The organism is Porphyromonas levii, assembly GCF_018206105.1.
Taxonomy (GTDB): Bacteria; Bacteroidota; Bacteroidia; order Bacteroidales; family Porphyromonadaceae; genus Porphyromonas_A; species Porphyromonas_A levii.
Window position 1 is genome coordinate 24,075 of sequence record NZ_JADRGN010000017.1, and the last position, 18,731, is coordinate 42,805.

General features: G+C 45.9%; 13 protein-coding genes. All 13 read right to left on the bottom strand.

Annotated elements, in window-relative coordinates; genetic code table 11:
• Positions 1–305 precede the first annotated feature (305 nt).
• On the bottom strand, positions 306–1,265 hold the full coding sequence (locus tag IX315_RS05110; RefSeq protein WP_211639554.1) for a PorV/PorQ family protein: 960 nt from the start codon (positions 1,263–1,265) through the stop codon (positions 306–308).
• Positions 1,266–1,288: 23 nt separating this feature from the next.
• Entirely contained in the window at positions 1,289–3,913 is a 2,625-nt protein-coding gene (locus tag IX315_RS05115; RefSeq protein ID WP_211635163.1) for a S8 family serine peptidase, read from the bottom strand.
• Between the two features lie 149 nt (positions 3,914–4,062).
• Positions 4,063–5,868 carry a BACON domain-containing protein gene (locus IX315_RS05120; protein ID WP_211635162.1) on the bottom strand — a complete coding sequence of 602 codons (1,806 nt, stop codon included), beginning with the start codon at positions 5,866–5,868 and terminating at the stop codon, positions 4,063–4,065.
• Between the two features lie 31 nt (positions 5,869–5,899).
• Positions 5,900–7,690, bottom strand: coding sequence for a BACON domain-containing protein (locus IX315_RS05125; protein WP_018358553.1), 1,791 nt, complete (start codon positions 7,688–7,690; stop codon positions 5,900–5,902).
• Positions 7,691–8,302: 612 nt separating this feature from the next.
• The gene (locus tag IX315_RS05130) at positions 8,303–10,576 is read right to left on the bottom strand and encodes an NADP-dependent malic enzyme (protein WP_026215689.1); all 2,274 of its coding nucleotides are present in this window, start codon (positions 10,574–10,576) and stop codon (positions 8,303–8,305) included.
• A 78-nt stretch (positions 10,577–10,654) separates the two neighbouring features.
• Positions 10,655–12,103, bottom strand: a complete 1,449-nt coding sequence (locus tag IX315_RS05135) for a lytic transglycosylase domain-containing protein (protein ID WP_211635158.1) — start codon at positions 12,101–12,103, stop codon at positions 10,655–10,657.
• The gene (locus tag IX315_RS05140; protein ID WP_211635157.1) at positions 12,103–12,819 is read right to left on the bottom strand and encodes a DUF5683 domain-containing protein; all 717 of its coding nucleotides are present in this window, start codon (positions 12,817–12,819) and stop codon (positions 12,103–12,105) included. The genes IX315_RS05135 and IX315_RS05140 overlap by 1 nt, the downstream gene beginning before the upstream one ends.
• Entirely contained in the window at positions 12,816–13,715 is a 900-nt protein-coding gene (locus IX315_RS05145) for a ParB/RepB/Spo0J family partition protein (RefSeq protein ID WP_018358549.1), read from the bottom strand. Before IX315_RS05145 ends, IX315_RS05140 begins: the two co-directional genes overlap by 4 nt.
• Before the next feature lie 2 nt (positions 13,716–13,717).
• Positions 13,718–14,482, bottom strand: coding sequence for a ParA family protein (locus IX315_RS05150; protein WP_018358548.1), 765 nt, complete (start codon positions 14,480–14,482; stop codon positions 13,718–13,720).
• A 266-nt stretch (positions 14,483–14,748) separates the two neighbouring features.
• The gene (locus IX315_RS05155) at positions 14,749–17,118 is read right to left on the bottom strand and encodes a TonB-dependent receptor domain-containing protein (protein WP_211837247.1); all 2,370 of its coding nucleotides are present in this window, start codon (positions 17,116–17,118) and stop codon (positions 14,749–14,751) included.
• A gap of 132 nt (positions 17,119–17,250) precedes the next feature.
• The gene (locus tag IX315_RS05160; protein WP_018358545.1) at positions 17,251–17,586 is read right to left on the bottom strand and encodes a GntR family transcriptional regulator; all 336 of its coding nucleotides are present in this window, start codon (positions 17,584–17,586) and stop codon (positions 17,251–17,253) included.
• Positions 17,583–18,317, bottom strand: a complete 735-nt coding sequence (locus IX315_RS05165; RefSeq protein WP_134849902.1) for a hypothetical protein — start codon at positions 18,315–18,317, stop codon at positions 17,583–17,585. The genes IX315_RS05160 and IX315_RS05165 overlap by 4 nt, the downstream gene beginning before the upstream one ends.
• 23 nt (positions 18,318–18,340) lie before the next feature.
• On the bottom strand, positions 18,341–18,731 hold a 391-nt coding region (locus tag IX315_RS05170; RefSeq protein ID WP_211837248.1), incomplete at its 5' end, for a hypothetical protein.

Sequence of the window (18,731 nt, forward strand, 5' to 3'; positions counted from 1 at the left end):
TCTATCTGTTATCTCCTATAGTAGTCAATGAATCTAGGTCGGTCGTCATTTTGAGACGTAGGGGTCGTATATTTTAGAATGTTGCACGGTGGTGAAATACAAGGCACAGAGACTGAGGCTGACGGGAGCGTACTCACGTACGTGACCGAAGCCGAAAGTCGAAAGTAACGCAGTAGTTCGCCGCCGTGCAACAGTCTCTTTATATGACCAATACCGAGTACAATTCAGGATAGCCAGCATGAAAAAAGAGGGCACCGAAGAAGTCTTCAGCACCCTCTTGCTTTATTCTGTAAGTAGGCCTATGCTCAGAAGCTATAGCCTAGGGATATGAGGAGCGTATTTACTCCAAAATCTTTTGCGGTAGAAATCCTATAGGCAGTATCTAGTGTAATACCTTGGTATTTACCACCTAGACCTAGTGTGCCAAAGGATTGTGCATGCTGACCATACTGGAATCCTGCACGAGCAAAGAGGAAACCTTTATACCCATATTCGGTACCTAGCCCCATGGTGAATAGACTCGCCTCCTTGGGGAGGAAGAAATAACGAGTACCTGCAAGTAGGTTTACTTGATGTTTAGGAGTCAGCTGGAGATCTAGCCCACCGCTCAATTGGAGAGAAGTAGGTAGAGCATAGCTCATGCCCTCCGCCTTATATGAGAGAGGTGCACCTATGTCCATTACCCTCAGCCCTACGCTAGCTATTGCTGGGATATAGCCAAGGGTTACGTCGCCTTGGTAGTAAACTCCAAGAGCAAAGCTGCCAGTGTAGGAACCCTTACCAATCCATGAGGCAATGAGGTTAGCAGAAGCATCAACCGAGAATTGTTCGCTAAGCTTGAATGCATAGCCAGCGTCGATGATCCAATTAAAGGGCTTGACAACGACTCTATTGCTCTCTAGATTGCCATCTATATAGGTATGCTCAGTGCCACCCTGGTATCTGAAGCCTAGGAATGCTGCATGGCGGTCTAGAAAATGATAGGCTCCAGTAAGGTTGTATTGCATAGTACGCCCTGTGATGTCCTGAACCTTGGGGTACATTTCTGTACTGAAGTCAAACCGTAGTTTCTGATCCTGAAAGAGCATAGCACTGGGAGAGCTAAATAGATACATTCTATCTGTTTTCGCTCCTGTGGCTCCGCCCATAGCCGCTGTGCGAGCATCGGGGTTGCTTTGCAATACTGGGAGAGGACGACCTATCTGAGCCGATGCACTCAATACCCAAGAAAGTAGCAGTGCGGAGATAAATAGCTTTGTTTTCATCTCTATAATAATCTAATTGGATATTAATGTTTTAGGAAAGAGGTGCGATAGGTGCCCTTTGCCGATACCACTGTTAGGGTATAGGTGCCAGCTACCAATTTATGTACATCAAGGGTCACATGGTGGCGATTATCGATGATCTTTTCTTCTCTGAGCAATACCTCTCCCCTTACAGAGGTAATCACAAAGGTTGCAGACTTGAGCTCTCTATTGAGTGCTATATTTAGTTCAGTCTTGGTAGGTATTGGGTAAAGAAGATATACTGAGGCTTCTATATCCTGGACTACGCTAATCTTCAGATCAGAGCTTGATCTATTAATCCCATCATCATAAGTGAGTGTCAAAGGAGAGACCCCAATAGCCTTAGGGTCGAGGATAAGCATGCCCTCATTGACCTTGGCATCGATGATGTTGTCTTTTGCTCCTGTGATAGAGATTGCTGTTTTCATCCCTTGGGCAAAAGAGATAATATCGGTAAGGGCAATCTTATAGCCTTTGTCTTTGAGACCTACGATAATATCCTTGGATCCTACAAATCTAGGCGCTTGGTATTTGACCACCTTGTAGGTGATAGGGTACTCCTTAGCTTTCTTGTGCTCATCGATGAGCTTTAGGGTAAAGGTGTATTCACCCTCAGGCTGCTCAGGATAGATAGTGATATTGACTTTATCTTCACCACTATTACGCTTTATCACTACGCCCTCGAGTATACCACTCTTGTCGAGAGTCCACTTATGACCCTCTGGATCCTTCACGGTTAGTACGAGGTCTAGGGTAGACCTATTGGTGAGGATAAGAGGCATATCGGATAGCCCGCTAATGACGGCAGGAGCTTCGTTCTTTTTGGTCTGGAACTCACCCTTTACGACACCAGACTTAGCACCCCAGCGGTCGACAGCACGGATAGCATAGAAGTACTTGCCTTCGTCTGTAAGTTCATCAGAGGTGTATTTTACCTTTTGTCCTACCCTGAGGGTCTCACCGAAGATCTTGATAGGGGTAAGCTGGTCTAGCTCACTATCGTTGGTGATAGCCTTGTCGGTAATATAGAGGTCGTAGAACTGTGCTACCTGGTTGTGCGCATCGGCATCCTTAGATACATCCCATGTAAAGTCTACATAGGTATAGTCTGCAGTAGCGACTACGTTGGCTGGGGTTGCAGGAGCAGTATTGTTTGCCCCTTTAGCGTCTAGAGCTCTAGCGGCATCTATGTATCCGGCACCAAGTTTCCCACGATAGTTGGCATGGTTGAGCGCATTGATGTCGTAAGGACGCAGTGCTGTAGTGAGCATCTCTTTAAGTTGTTTATTGGTAAAGCCCTGCTTGCCATATTTGGAAACGACCAATGCGGCAATGCCTGATACATGAGGACAAGCCATGGAAGTCCCCTGCATAAATCCATACTTATTCTTCGGTAATGTGCTGAAGACACCACCAAACTTCCCGAACTTGCCTTGGTCTCCACCTGGAGCCATGATATCGACCCAACTACCATAGTTGGTAAACTCCGACTTGGTGAAGTCACTTGCCATAGATGATACAGCAATTACTTCTGAATACATAGCAGGAGAGGCATCATAGCCTACGTAGTCATTACCAGCTGCAAATATCACTACTCCTCCTGCCATAGGAGAGTCTGGGAGTTGTTTCTTGCCGTCCTTATCCATGCCAGCATACTTGATAAAGTAGTCGATAGACTCTTTATCGTGTGGAAGTACTTGGCGAGGTCCTGGATATCTATAGCCCCAAGAGTTCTGGCTGATAACGGCGCCATGGTCTGCACCGTATTTGATACCTATGGACGAAGGAGGTGTTTTATCATTGCTATAGCCATATACCTGAGCACTGATTAGGCGAATACCTTTGCCTTTTCCATCTCCACCAGCGATACCGGCGACACCCTTCCCGTTGTTATTCACAGCGGCAACAGTACCAGCTACGTGGGTTCCGTGACCATCAACGTCTGGATATATGTTTTTGCCATGGTCTTTCCCATCTTTATCTTTAATGAAGTTGTAGCTATTCTCTATGTCGAGATTATCTACTAGGTCTTCATGCTTGAGGTCGATGCCGCCATCTACGACACATACCTTAACCTTAGGCGAACCTGTCTCTACCTCCCAAGCTTCGAAGAGGTTGATATCTGCTCTTGGCTTAGAGTACACTCTGGTACCATTGTTGTAGTAGTGCCACTGTAGGGATAGGAAGGGGTCATTGAAACCAGAGATTGCATCTGCCTTTTCTTCCTTAGGAATTTCGTCGGCAGACATAGGCGTGACCTTTACCTTAGGAAGCGTTTGAACATATGAGAATTCGACATACTCAAAGTCCTCCAGACTACGTACCATCGAGCGAGTCTCGGGTAGTTCTTGCTGTTCATCAAACTCAAGTATCATCCAACGGTCTAGTCCCTCTCGCTTTGTGCGCTCTTCAAATTCACCTGCAGGTGGAAATAGTCGCGTCATTCTCTTGGTGCCGATACTTCTTAAAATACTCTGAGTCTCACTAGGGAGACTTCTTAGGTTGAGCTCCTCAGGCATTACTCGATAGTCCCCCAAGCTTCTCAATCCAGAGTCGGATAGCTTTATGATAAGTTGTCCTCGTGTGATATTATTGGCTCGCAGAGCTGCCATTTCGTCCTCTGTCATATTAAAAGGAACAGAGGAGGAATTCTCCACTACGTCTTGATTCTTCTCCTTTATTTCCTCTCTACTATTGGCGCAGCTATGGAGAGTAAAGAGCAAAAAGAGTAGTGGTATAGTGGTATATAATTTTAATCTTCTTCTCATAATGGGTGTTAGTTCTTCATTTGTTTTAGAATAGGGGAGAAACACTGGGAAGCGTTGAGGATATCATTAACGAAGTGTCTCTCGGCGTATTCCCCTCGCATAGCAGCTTCATAAAACAACTGGTCGTCTGCTGCTATGGCAGCTTTGAGATTGCTTTCAGGACGAGTTAATGTCAATGACATCATCTTGTCATGCCCTTCAAACCATTTTTGGGCTTCTGAGCCTAAGAACATCTGAATCCGTAATAACATATTGTCGGACTCACGAATATAATCTATGCCATCTCGTCTTATACCTGAATACCTGAATCCATTAGCAACGAGTAGGTCATTGAATTCTCGTGTTACTTTATATGACTTTTCATCAGGCATAAATACTCCTAAGTTATAATCAACGAAGCAGAGTCGAAGCATATTCATGGATTGAATAAACTCTGGCGCTACGTTTTTCGCCCCATGTTTGTCAATTGATGTAACATTGTAGCTAGAGAATCTATAGTCTGCAATATGCTTATCAGTTTTATCTTTCTTTATTTTATAGACCATATGGATGGTCTCATCGTCATTTTTACAATACTGATGAGAAGGATCCATGTCTTTAACGGTCAAGTGATGCAAAACAGTGCTACCAAGTCCTTCTTCCAAGCTCTTTACATCGCTGAAGTGATAATTGGAGTTGTTGAGCATCTTAATTAGATCCGTAGGCTCTAGAGGGAGCTTAGGGAAGGTCTCATAAGGCTTGTCTTGAATGATCTGAGGCATAAACTGAGCAACATACCCTATCACCTTTGAGGAGTCAAACTTGTCTTTTACTGCTTTAAGATCTAGCCATAGTGAGCCATCTTGGTTTTCAAGCTTTGGCTTTTCATCAGTGGAACCATGTCTTTCTTTATAGCCATTTGCCTCTAGAAAAGTACGATAGCCACCTCCTTTTTGAAGTTCCGTCTTATCTGCGATTGGAACTTCAGCCGTCTGGTATGCTAGAACATACTCTGCGCTTCTTCTGTAGATAATTGTGGGCGTTTTCTCTAGTCCCGTAAGGAAGAATAGTACGTGGTCACTTTTTCCTAGCCATGTCTCTTCTGAAGGTAAATAAAACCCAAGTATATAGCCTTTTTCTACCCCGTGCCTGATGATAGCTCCTACATCAAATACGCGTAAGTTCTGTTCAAAAGGGAGCGCATAGGCTAGACGACCTTTCTGAGTGACCGTCATCTCTTTCTTGTCGCCACCCTCAACATTGATGCCGATAACAACCTCTCTTTGCTCAACTGTCTTATTAGGCTTAACCTCTAGATAGATAAGTCCTGCTTTTTTGTCGGCTTTTGCTTCAATCCAATCGTCCCCTTTCGGGAGGTCTGTGAGTGACCATTTGGTAGTGTTCGCCTTTACCTCTACTGTTATTAGTCCTCCACGGATAGGGGCATTGACTACATTATTGGTTAGTGTCAATGCTGCGTCGGCAGCACTCTGCCGTAGGCTTACTTTCTTCATTGCGCCCTCCGAGGTAACCACTATTGTGGTGCTTCTTGGCTGGGAAGTAAGGTTGGGATCAGTAGTAATCATGATCTTATCCCCTTCCTGCTTTATCGAAGCCCATTTTACCTCGGGGGTAAAGAAGGCATTCCAAGAAGTCGCTGAGGCTTTTACCATCACCTCCGCACTTGTCTCTATCTTCCCAAGCTCTATGCTTTCAGAAGATAGTTCAATCGTCTGGGGCGTGTTGCCTTTTCTCGAGGTATCACTCTTCTGGCAACTTGCCAAACAGACAAGTGTACAGAGAAGAGCACACCATTGAAGTATTCTGTTTTTCATCTGACAATTCTTTTAGTCTTAAATGCAATTCTTACTTTTGAAACAGAGGAGAGGTGTTGTCTCCCTCTATCAATATCAGTTGATATTCGCCTGACTTCAGACGTGTAAACTGATACTCAGGATATTTGTGACTGCTAAAGTTAGGTTTAGCTGAAGATCCTTCTTTTTCATTAGGTATTTGGAAGTAGCCTATCTGAACGTGAGGATTTCCTCCCATTATCGGGTCGTTGATATTATTGCTAAAGGTGACGTGTAGGACTTCTTTAGCATCCTTTATTTCTTTTAAATACAGCTGTGTACCATTGAGATTGCGCAAGAATGAGTAACCTTCTTTTTTGAGGAGTTTATGGAACTCTTCCGTTACATCCCATCCAGAGTTTTTAGGCTTGAGATAAACGGCTCGGGTGTACTCCTTGAAAAACAAGATGTACTCATTGACAGATCCTAAGTATTCAGGTGCAAACTGAATCTTAGACTGAGTGTGGTGGTAAAAGCCATACCAGCGTAAGTTTTCTTCTTCTGTCTTAAGTTGCTGATTTGCTTTTGGTTCAAACAATATATTTTCGATTTCTTGATCGTAGGGAGCATCATTCATCTTTCTCGCTTTCTCTGTACTCCCAAGGCTCTTCTCTAGACGAAGAACATCGTCAAGTTTCTTATCTTTTTTGTTGAAAACTGTGTCGTAAACTTTTCCATTTGCTCCCTTTGGTAGAACAGAGAAAGTCGCATAGGCTTGTTCTTGAGGATAAACAGGTACAAATCCCACTAAGGCAAAATCCCCATAGGCAGGGTCAAAATCTATAATGGCAATTGCCTTCCCATCTTTCCTTGTGAAGTGGCGCCTTTTTTCAGGTTGTCTTGAAGGTGTTTCTTCATAATTATTTTTAACTAGAAAGGCTGCGTACTCATCTATCTCCACACGATTTTCTGTATCCTTATATATTAGCTTGAGGATAGATTGTTCATACTTAGGATCTATTATTGTTGTTGTATAGATCAGTAACGGCATAACGCTACTAGACGTATTGAATATGATCTTCCCTTTCTTAGGTGATGAAAAAGCATCTCCCTTTTGAGGAAAAGCATATTGCTGCATTACAGATCCACGAGCTTGCTCGTGCTGTATGAGGTTATACTCACTGTACTCTCTCCAGTCTTGGTCAAATGGTAGCAGATACTTTGCTGTCCCTATTTGTTTGATGGAGATAAGTTTCTTTGTGCCATTGCTAAGTGTGGCAATAACTTCTGCCGTACGAGTTTCAAAGCTAGGATTAGTGGTGGTTTCTATTACGAGCATATCGCTCTGCCCGTTACCGCCCTTTATGCTAAGCCACTCTATCTCGCTTGCAAGAGGCTCTAGGCGCCATGAAGCGTTGTTGGACTCAACTGCTACGATCTTTATACCGCCCTGTGCAGGGAGAACCAATTCATTATTTTCTGATAAAGTGAAGATGACATCAGCACTTGATTGTTTGATGCTGATATTCTTATTTACACCATTGGCTGAGATGACTAATGTCGCTGTGCGGTCGTCAGCAGTTTTATTTTCAGATACAGAGATGAGTGCATTGTCGCCCTCTTTGGTTACCTTGAGCCACTCCTCTGTAGTGTTAGTAAAGAAGTCCCAAGCATCACTATTGGTCTCAATAGTTATCTTTTCTTGACCTCCTGTATTTGCAAAGGTGACGTCACCCTTACTGATAGATAGGGTCGTTACGTCACCCTTAGCATTGATGTCCTGGTTTGGGACACAATTGGTGAGACCTACAAGGAGTAGAAGCGAACCCACCAAGTAAATAGACAATTGTGTAATTTTTGTCATAGATCTGATTATTTTGTTGAATTGTTAATGTGACACAAGTATCGTACTCGGGTCAGTGTTATTTATCTCTCATATCTGGTGAAATCTAGCTTTGGTATAGATGTTATCTTATACCTAATGACAAGAATTCACTAAAAGTGGTCGAAAGATATATATTTTTCTTTAGAATAACAAACTTTTGTCTGGTGTATTAGGGTGAGAGTTTGGTGTGGAAAATGAATATTTAATGAGAAAATATAAGAAAATAGGTTCTGTTCCTTTCTCTTAGAAAATTTAGAGAGGCTGTGTTTTAGCTTGTAAATTAACGGAAGTTTTGTGCTGGGTGGCATTAATAGGAGAATTTTTCCCCTATAGAGAAGTTGTGTTGGCGTAATGCGTGCCCTTCTACAAGCGTTCGCACTGTACGGTAGTCTATATATCAGAGGCAGTCCCTCAGGCGAGGGACTCTAGTTCTTCCCGTCAGGGACTCCGGTCCCTTGCGGGAGAGACTTTCTCTACTCGGTATATTGAGTGTGTCTTCTCGGTAGAGGACGTTTGGGTGAGGTGTAAAGAGTAGGGCTGGCTCCGTACTTGGAACCAGCCCTATTCGCTAAAGTGTATGCTTTGCTGTTGTTAGTTGAGACAGCCTACGGTGTCTAATGAGGTGAGCGCTGCTACATCTACAATCTCTTTGACTGTAGCTCCGTGGTCTACGAAGTAGATTGGCTTAGCAAGCCCAATCTGGATAGGACCTACTACGCTCTCGGTGCTATCTAGCGACTTTAGTAGCTGGTAGCAGGCATTGGCGGCAGAAAGGCGAGGGAAGACGAGGATATTCGCCTTTTGCCCTTTTATCTTATTGTCAGGATACTCTTCATCGCGCTTTTGTGGATTGAGCGCTGTAGTTACTTGCATCTCACCATCTACATGAAGGTCGGGATACTTATCGTGTAGGATGGCTACTGCTTTGCGAGCCTCTACTGACGATTCTGCGCTGCCGCTTCCAAAGTCTGAGAAGTTGACGAGTGCGATATTAGGCTCAAGCCCTAGGCATCTTACCTTATCCGCAGCAAGCACTGTAATATCTACTAACGTATCTGCCTTAAGATTTTGATTGATAAGCGTGTCTACGAGGAAGAGAGGTCCTTTCTTGAGCGTTACCATGTGCATGGTGGCAAAGTGGCTGAAGCCTTCCTTGACACCTACTGTAGAGAGTGCTACCTCCTTGAGGTAGTTGTAGTTTGAATACAATCCAGTAATCATGCCCTCGGCATCTCCGCATTGTACCATCATCATCCCAAAGTAGTTGGGGTCGTACATTTTGTCTTGGGCTTCGCTAATCTTCCCACCTTTGCGCCAGTTTTGCTTAGCGAATTGCTGCGCATACTGTATTCTCTTCTCGTGGAACTCTGGCGATCTATGATTGATAACCGTCACACCTGTGAGGTCGAGCTCGTTGATCATCGCCTTGTGACGAATGCTTTCGGCGTCGCCCAAGATGATAGGTTGACCGATACCCTGTCGGAGCACTTCTACTGCTGCTTTGACAGATACGGTATGCTCGCCTGCTGCAAAGACGATACGTCTTGGATTGAGCTTCGCAGAGTTGTATACCCTACGGACTAGGCTATTGACATTGCCTACACGAGCAAATACTTCTTCTTCGTATGCCTCCCAATCGGTGATAACCTTGCGTGCAACGCCCGACTCGATGGCAGCCTTAGCCACTGCTAGTGAAACACGGAGAATCAGGCGTGGGTCGACTGGCTTGGGAATGAAGTAGCTAGGTCCGAAGTGTAGAGGTATATTGCCATAAGCTAGTGATACCTCTTCGGGTACTGGCTCTAGGGCTAGCTCCGCAATGGCTTTCGTGGCAGCCATCTTCATCTCTTCGTTGATGCCAGTGGCGCGTACGTCTAGTGCACCTCGGAAGATGTATGGGAATCCGATAACGTTATTGATCTGGTTAGGATAGTCCGACCTCCCTGTTGCCATCAAGACATCAGGGCGGGCTGCCATAGCCTCTTCGTAGGTAATCTCTGGATCAGGGTTAGCAAGGGCGAAGATGATAGGGCTTGGAGCCATCTGCTGTACCATCTCAGTCTTGAGTACTCCAGCACGTGAGAGCCCGAGGAATACATCGGCTCCTACGATAGCATCTGCAAGGTCATGGACATCGCGTGCTGTAGCGAAGTAGGCCTTTGCTTCGGAAAGGTTGGGTCTATCCTTACGGATAGCGCCTTTGGAGTCGAGCATTATAATATTCTCAATACGCGCTCCGAGAGCTACATAGAGTTTGGTACAGGAGAGAGCCGAAGCGCCTGCGCCACTTACTACAATCTTGACTTCCTCTATCTTCTTGCCCGCTATCTTGAGCGCGTTGAGTAGTCCAGCGGCAGATATGATGGCGGTACCGTGTTGGTCATCGTGCATCACTGGGATGTCCAATTGCTTCTTGAGCTCCTGCTCGATATAGAAGCACTCAGGAGCTTTGATATCCTCCAGGTTGATACCACCAAATGTGGGCGCTAGAGACTTGACAATCTCCACGAACTTTACTGGGTCTTTCTCGTCGATCTCTATGTCGAAGACATCGATACCTGCGTATATCTTGAATAGGAGACCTTTGCCCTCCATTACTGGTTTGCCTGCTAGAGCCCCAATATCGCCTAGTCCGAGTACTGCTGTACCGTTGGAAATCACTGCCACTAGGTTGCCTTTGGAGGTAAAGTCGTAAGCCTGTTCGGGCTCTGTCTCTATATCTAAGCAAGGCACTGCTACGCCTGGGCTATAAGCGAGCGTTAGGTCTCGCTGAGTAAGGTATGGTTTGGTGGGTCGTACCTCTATTTTGCCAGGCTGCGGAAGGGCATGGTATGCCCTTGCTGCCTCTGATAAATCCTTCTTCATCATATATATCTATTAATCGTCATTACGGAAATATTCAAAAAACGTTGTCGCTTCCCTCTCTCCTTAGTCTTTGAGAGGCTATCTCGGAATCTTGAGTTTCTGCCCAAGTCTAATCATATTCCCTCTGATGCCATTTGCCTTACGGATCTTGGCTACAGTAGCGCCCTTGTACTTTGCAGCGATACTGGAGAGCGTTTCACCGCGCTTTACGGTATGATACCTAAACTCGGGTTCTGGCTTGGTCTTAGTCACTTTTGCTATGGTTTTACTACCCGACTGCTCTATACGAAGGCTCTGACCTCTCTTGAGTCGGTCGGTGCGTAGACTATTCCAGTCCTTGATCTCCTTGACGCCGACGCCGTATTTGCGAGCAATGCTTGATAGCGTCTCACCCTTGGATACAGTATGCGTAATGGTTTCACCAAGCGCTTGCTCACTGTCTTCTTCGTGGGTGGTAGCAAGCGTAGTATCAGTAGTGCTGAGAGGTGGCAGTTTCTCTTTGTAGAGGAGAGCGAGGGAGTCCTTCTTGATACTAAAGCTAGTGGCATCGGCAGTAGGTAGCCGTAGTATCTGTGTGCCGTTATTCCCAGGGATAATCTCTCTACGGTATTGAGGGTTGAGATCCCTGATAATATCTAGGCCGACGCCACTAAGGGTACTAATCTCACTAAAGGTTACTTTCCTATTGATATGCACGGTGTCAGTTGCTAGCGGAACCGTAACAGTGTACGGGCGGATGTTGTGCTCCTGATAATGCTCCATCGCATAAAATGCTGCGATAAAGAATGGGACGTAGGAGCGGGTCTCCCTAGGCAGGTGCTGGTAGATCTGCCAGAAGTCTGTCTTGCCGCCCGACCGCCGAATAGCCTTATTGATATTGCCTGGACCGCAGTTGTAGGCAGCGATAGCCAGCATCCAATCGCCATATAAAGCGTACATATCTTTGAAGTACCGAGCCATCGCCTCGGAGCTTTTCCGAGGGTCGCAGCGCTCATCCACCATACTATCTATATGTAGACCGTAAGCCTTGCCTGTAGGGAGCATGAACTGCCATAGCCCTTTAGCACCAGCACGGCTAACGGCAGTGGGGGTAAGGGCACTCTCTACGATAGCGAGGTACTTAAGCTCTAGCGGGAGCCCATACTTATCAAGTGCGGCCTCGATAATGGGGAAGTAATAGGTGGCTTTGGCGAGCATTACACTTAGGAGACTACTACGCTTATTTACGTATAGCTCGATAGCCTCACGTACCGTAGGATTGTACGTGAGAGGGATAGCGCTCTCCATAGAATGGAGACGGTTGCGGTAGAGCTGGTCTAGGGTACGGGTCTCCTCGGTAGTTCGTACTGGTTTGGCGAGGTTGTAGTACTCTCTGTATCTATTATTGAATAGGGAGTCGAAAGTCATTTCGAAGCTCTCGGGCAATCGCCCGATGTCGCCTATCTTCATCTCCTCTTGTGCCGAAGCCATAGGGGGGAGCAGGAGGAGGGTTATCCCGATAAGTAGCTGTTGTAAGGCTCTATTCATTAGAATGTAAGTGCTAATTGTATGCCCACACCACTATCGGGGGTCTGTGGAGTAGGGGGCATGTATGCTGGCGAATAGGTGAGGGTGAGGTTGGGGGAGATGTCGAAGCTATACAGCTCGGCATCTACATAAGCATCGATCATAAAGAGCGCATAGACAGCCACGCTAACAATGATACTCATGTCGCGATAGCGGCGGAAGAAGTCCCGACCACGCTTCAGCTGGTCATGGAAGGCGGAGTTATTCACATAGCTCTCGGGATCCGCACCAAAGGGTACAAACTCTTTCCACGACTGAAACTCCATTGGTGTGTCGCTCTTGATGTCACGAAACGCAGTGGCATATTCGTTGAGGTTATTATTATTCCAGGAGATAGCGTAATAGCAAGCAGTGTAGGCACCTATAACGATAGGCAGTTTCCAGTAGACCCTATTGTAGATCTGTCCACCTCCGGGTATAATGCTAAAGAGTACGGCTTTCGTAGAATTGGGTTTCCAAGGTTTGCCGTCTTTAGTCTGTATAGGCGCTACTGCTGCTAATTTTTTAGCGGTTTCCTTTGCCGCTTCTGTTTTTGGGGTGACTCGCTGTATCTGATTGGCTATTTCCTCCTTGGTCGGCGTAGGTATAGTGTCGGGTACCTGCTGCCCATGGGCAGAGAGCGCGAAGACTACTGTGACTAATATAGTCCAGAAGCTATACCTGAGAGCCTGTATCATAGCTTGTCGAGGAGCGTAAGGATATGCTCCAGTTGGTCGTTATTCTCAAACGGGATGGCAATCTTGCCTTTCCCTTTCTCGCTGAGTGTCATAGAGACCTTCGTGCCGAATAGATTGCGGAAGCGCTTGGTGAGGAGCTTTACTTCCTCACTACTATTGAGTGGCTTCGCTTGCTTCGTAGGCTGTTTGCTGGGGGCTTCAGTATCAGGTTCGTTGTACGTGCGTACCATCTGCTCTAGTTCTCTTACCGATATCTGATCTCGGAGTACCTGCTCATAGAAAGCGAGCTGTACCTCTGGGTCTTCAATGCCGAGGAGAGAGCGTGCATGCCCCATCGATACTTTGCCATCCTTGAGTCCCATCTGAATCTCTGCGGGGAGCTTGAGTAGGCGGATTGTATTCGAGATAGTGGCGCGCTTCTTACCCACACGGGCGCTTAGCTCCTCTTGGGTGAGGTCGTAGCGCTCTATGAGATTCTTAAAAGCCAGAGCCACTTCAATGGCATTGAGATCCTGACGCTGTATATTCTCGATCAGCGCCATCTCCATAATCTGTTCATCATCGGCAGTACGGACATAGGCGGGAATCGCCTCTAGTCCCGCAATATTCGCTGCTCTAAACCTACGCTCTCCACTGATAATCCTATACTTGTTGTCAGATAGCGCATGTACAGTGATGGGTTGGATGAGACCAATATGCTTGATGGACTGCGCTAACTCCTGCAGTGCCTCGTCATCGAAGTCCGTACGGGGTTGCTCGGGATTAGGGATGATATCCACTAGTGCAATCTCATTGATGGATGATGAGCCCTCCGCCGCCACACCGCTGTAGTCGGTAGTGATGAGGGCATCTAGTCCACGTCCGAGACTATTCTTCTTACTGTTATTCTTATTCATAATCACTTGTTTTTCTCCAGAAGCTCACGTGCCAGCTGTAGGTAGTTTTGACTACCGCGCGATTCGATATCGAAGTCGAGTACCGATTGTCCGAAGCTAGGTGCCTCGCTGAGACGTACATTGCGGTGGATAACACTGGTAAAGACTAGGCTTTTGAAGTGCTTCTTGACCTCCTCGTATACCTGATTGGAGTGGCGCGTACGTGCATCGTACATTGTCATTAAGAAGCCCTCAATCTCTATGTTAGGGTTAGTGCGCTTCTTCACTACCTGCAAGGTGCTGAGGAGTTTGCTAATTCCCTCTAGTGCGAAGTATTCGCACTGCACAGGGATAATCACAGAGTCGGCAGCCGTTAGTACTGCTACAGTGATAAGACCAAGGCTCGGAGAGCAATCTATAAAGATAAAGTCGTACTCGTCACGGAGCTGCTCCGTAATGCGCTTCATCACTAGCTCTCGGTTCGCTACACTTACTAGCTCTACCTCGGCTCCTGAGAGGTCGCTATGAGATGGCAGGATCATCAGCCCCTCTACCGAGGTCTCTACAAGACACTCATGTGGATTGGCTTCGCCAATCATACAGTTGTACACCGTCTTATTGGGCGAAGCGATAGTAGCCCCAAGCCCGCTGGTGGCATTGGCTTGCGGGTCTGCGTCAATTATCAGAACCTTTTTCTCCAGTGCTACAAGGGATGCTGCGAGGTTGATTGTCGTAGTTGTCTTCCCCACGCCACCCTTCTGGTTGGATATCGCTATTACCTTTCTCATCTCTTACTCTATAATATCAATAACAAGCAAAGGTAACTATTTTCCCTAATATAGATATTGTATGGTGCCTGTTGTGCATATAGAGGCATTGCAACTATTTGTAGTACAGCATACTGTATACTATGACTCTACACGGTAGAGAGTAAGCACTTCCCCCTGCCGAGGATAAAAAAAGGTACCCATAGCTGTGCTCCAAGCTCTGGATACCTTTCATCACTAATCTTAAGAACTAATGTCGTTGTAGCTTAGGTCTCTTCGCTAGGAGGTTAGTTCTCCATACGTCCTACTACAGAGTCGAGAGCACCCGAACCTTTATACTTGGCGTTCGTCGTATTGAAGCGATAGGTGACCGTAAAGGTGAAGGTCGTAGGAACGTGCTGTTGATTGGTAAGAGTCGTATACCTATCTTTTGCCATTAGCAAGTTTTGCTTGCTATTAAATAGGTTGTTGACACTAAATGAGGTGGTCAGTTGTTTATTCTTGAGCCACTTCTTAGATATCTGAGCATAGGTGCGGAGTGTAGGCTCTATGAAGTCGTAGTTTTGGGAAGCTCCAGAAGTCATACAGTTAAGGTCGAGACTGAGTATGATATCCTTTGGCAGGGTGAAGTTATTCTTCAGCATAACCCTGAAGATAGGCTTACGATCCTTGATGTGCTGGTCGAAGTGCCATACATCATATCCTATCATCTTTGCAGCCATAGCTGTAAGCGTAGGTCTCCACCAGCCGATAGTCGGGCTAATCACAATTATGGCATTGATTGTGTGGTAAGGCTTGGCATTGAAGCTATCGAGGAGCGAGGTATAGGGTAGGTACTTGCCTGGGTTATTAAGGTCAGGCATCCGCACGGTTCTCTGGGATATATCATCGACAGTGTATTTGTCATTCAGTATGAGGGTAAACCACTTCTTATTTATCATCACCTGGGTATTGTAGCTGATACTGTTGTGTAGCGTAGGATTACCTGCAGAGTATTGAAATCTAGATACATAAGCATACCTAGGTTGTAGCTGCCAGTAGCTAGGGCGATTGATATTGCTCCTGAATGAGAGCTGAGTATTGAAGCCCCATAGACGACCGCCAATCGATAGAGTAGGGAAGAAGTTGGTGTACTGTCGGTACTGCTTATCGCCCTTCCCTCCTTTATTCATGTATTGACTCTTGAGGTGCTCAAGCCGAAGACCTGCAGAGAGGTTCCAGTTCTTCCCTATATTATGCCCATAGTCTATAAATAGAGCCGTAAGGCTCTCCTTATATTCGCTATCTAGGTTGGGGAGCTTGAGCGCTTGGTCGTTGTAGGTGAAGTATTGGTTATTCGTCATGGAGTATTCCCCACCGATGGTCAATTGTCCGCCCCACAGAGGTCCGTTGGCTTTGAGTCGGCTTCCTATAGAACTTTTGGATGACCCATTACTGCTATTGAGCGTTCGTAGCTCGTAAGCCTCCGTGTGTCCCTCTTTGATTTGTATATCGGATAGTGCGTTCTTATTGAGATAATAGTCTGCATCTATCTGGGCAGTCCACTCTCCCAACTTGCGCAAGTAGTAAAGTGAAGGTCTATGGGTATAGTTCCACTTGTCCTTCTCTATCTGTTTTACAAGGTAGCGGGTAGGGGTATTATTATCCAATTGGCTCCGCATGTCGGACTGCCCGTAACTTGTATTGTTATTGCCGTTAATTGAATACTTAGCCCCAGCACTTTGGTCTTTGTCGGTATAGTTCACGCCGACTATTACTCCGAAACTTATGCCATCCCATGAGTATTTGAGTGCTGATTTATTGAGCCAGTTGCCGTCCTCTGTTCGCCCATCCAGTATCATGGTTGGTGTATTGGTGATACCTGTATTCCTACTGGTATACAACTGGGTGAAGAAGTCCCAATTATCCATGCGGTAGTTGAGGTCGATATACGGATTGCCACTTACCCCTGGGCTTTCTAGCTGATGCTCAGCTCTGGCGAAGAGCATACCACTAAGCCCCGACCCAGGTTCGCGTCTGGTGTATATCTTCAGTACTGATTGTACTGAGGAGTTGTATTCTGCTCCTGGATTGGTGACTACTTCTATTCGGTCTATTAGGTAGGGTTTGAGTAGTTTCAGTTGGTTCGGATCCGTCATGCGTCGGTCATTAAGGTAGATGACAGGGGTGCCTTTCCCCGTCACGGTCACCTTTTCGCCCTCAATCTCTATCATCGGTACGCCTCTTAGGATACTGTAGATGTCAGTTAGCTTGCCAAGAGGGGTATTGATTATATCAGTGCTAAGCCCTCCAGGGACTAGTTTGTGCGGGATTTTCTGTCCCGTAATCACAGCTTCATTGAGCATGATAGCCTCCTCTGTAAGTGTAAGTATATGATTCTTGGGAGTGTTTATTTGCGCTTGGGCAGTGCTAAACCCTAGCATACTTGCCTCCAGTAGTAGCGGATAACTTTTCCCGTCTATCCGAAAGGCAAAGGTGCCATCTTTCCTACTGATTCCTCCAGCTATTACTATGCTGTCGGGTAGGGTGATAATCTTTACGGTGGCGAATTCCAGTGGTTCCCCTGTAGTGCTCACCACTTTACCTGTGACTTCTTGTACAGATACGCTCCAGGTGGTTAGTAGAGCGAAGAGCACTGATGCTAACATGTGTTTCATAATGCTGCGTTTCTATGTTTTTGTGATACTACTACTGCTTGCTCGAGAGGTAAGCCTCCCGAGCAGAGTAGTACAAACAAAATGAATGGTATTAGGAGACCTCCCTGAGCGGTCTCAACAAGACGTTATAGCTTATATCCTTAGTAGATCCTCTAGTGATAGCCCGAGAAGCTCTAGCTCATGGCGTAGGGCGGGGAGGGTTACCTCTCGAAGCTGACGCTTTCTGCTCTCCACCACTTTCGCTTTCGCCTCGGGGGAGACGAAGTAGCCCATCCCTCGTTTGTTGTAAATGAGGTCTTCCCGCTGCAGCAGATCGAAGGCCTTCATAGCGGTATTAGGATTCACCTCTAGCTCCACTGCCAAGTCGCGTACCGAGGGTATGCGTTCATCGGCTTGGTATTCGCCCGAAAGGATTCGGTCTTTGATGCCTTCGGCAATCTGCACAAATATAGACTGTGCTTCCCTCATGACTTCACCTCCTTTCTGCGTAATACAAAATAGGAACCTACAAGAGCCGCTATTCCTATCATAGAAAGGATAAGGGGGTACGCCTCCAATCCCAAGAAGCGAGGGGCATTTTCATTGCCCACTAGGTTCCATTGGAGCATAGAAAATAGTCTAGATAGTAAGTAGATAGTTCCTACAGGCGCAATCACAAAGAGCGGATAGGCAATTATCTTCCATGAGAAAGATAGCGAGATGAGTAAGAGCAAGCCTATTGCATAGATTCCTGTAATTAATACCTCTTCCCTGAGTAAAGCGGCTGGAGAGAGGAAAAGCGAATCGTTAGCCAGCCAACTACTCATCCAATCATTGTATGCCGATGGCTCTGGGTGGTAATTAATCTGCGGGTACAGTGCATGTTCTACCCACAGATTGATTTGTATGGTAACTGAGGCTATGAGGAAATAGAGCACCCCTAGTAGCAATATAAAGAGGTACTTCTCCCCAACTGTGGCGGGAACAGATACAAAAGGATGTGCCGCACTCTGATGAAGTAGTTGATGTATTCTTGCGAAGAAGGCTAATCCTGTGCCTGCAAACACAAAGGGTAGATAGGAGTGAAGCACCCGACTATACACTTCGTAGGTGAAGTCTGGTCCATTCAGTAGCACTAGTAGAATAATGGCTAACATGGTTATAAATCCAGTTAGTAAGCCCTTCCCCTCGATCATTAGCTCGAGGCGCAATAGTTTCATTGTCCTTTTTATTGAGAAATGTTTCATGATTTTACTTGTTTATTACGTATTGCGAAATAACTACCAATCAGACCTATAATGCCTATGCTACACAATATACCCCCTATATAGTTTTCTGTGCTCCCCATCTTACTCTCAAGAGCATTATCTATTGTAGAGTTATCTCCAAAAATAATGGTAGTAACATAGCTTAATAGAGCAATAATCGCTATTGGAAGGAGTATGTAAGCTGGAATTGAAAATCTTTTCTTCGGTATTAGCGAGGAAGTCAATAGCAAGTTTCCCGTAAAAAAGAGTGAGACATGTCCAAGCTTTTCATTTATCCCCCATAAAGGATTAACAAGAGAAGTGTTATTGATCAGTATAGCTTCACTTGATAGAAACCCAGATGTATTTATTAGCGTAGGGAATTTC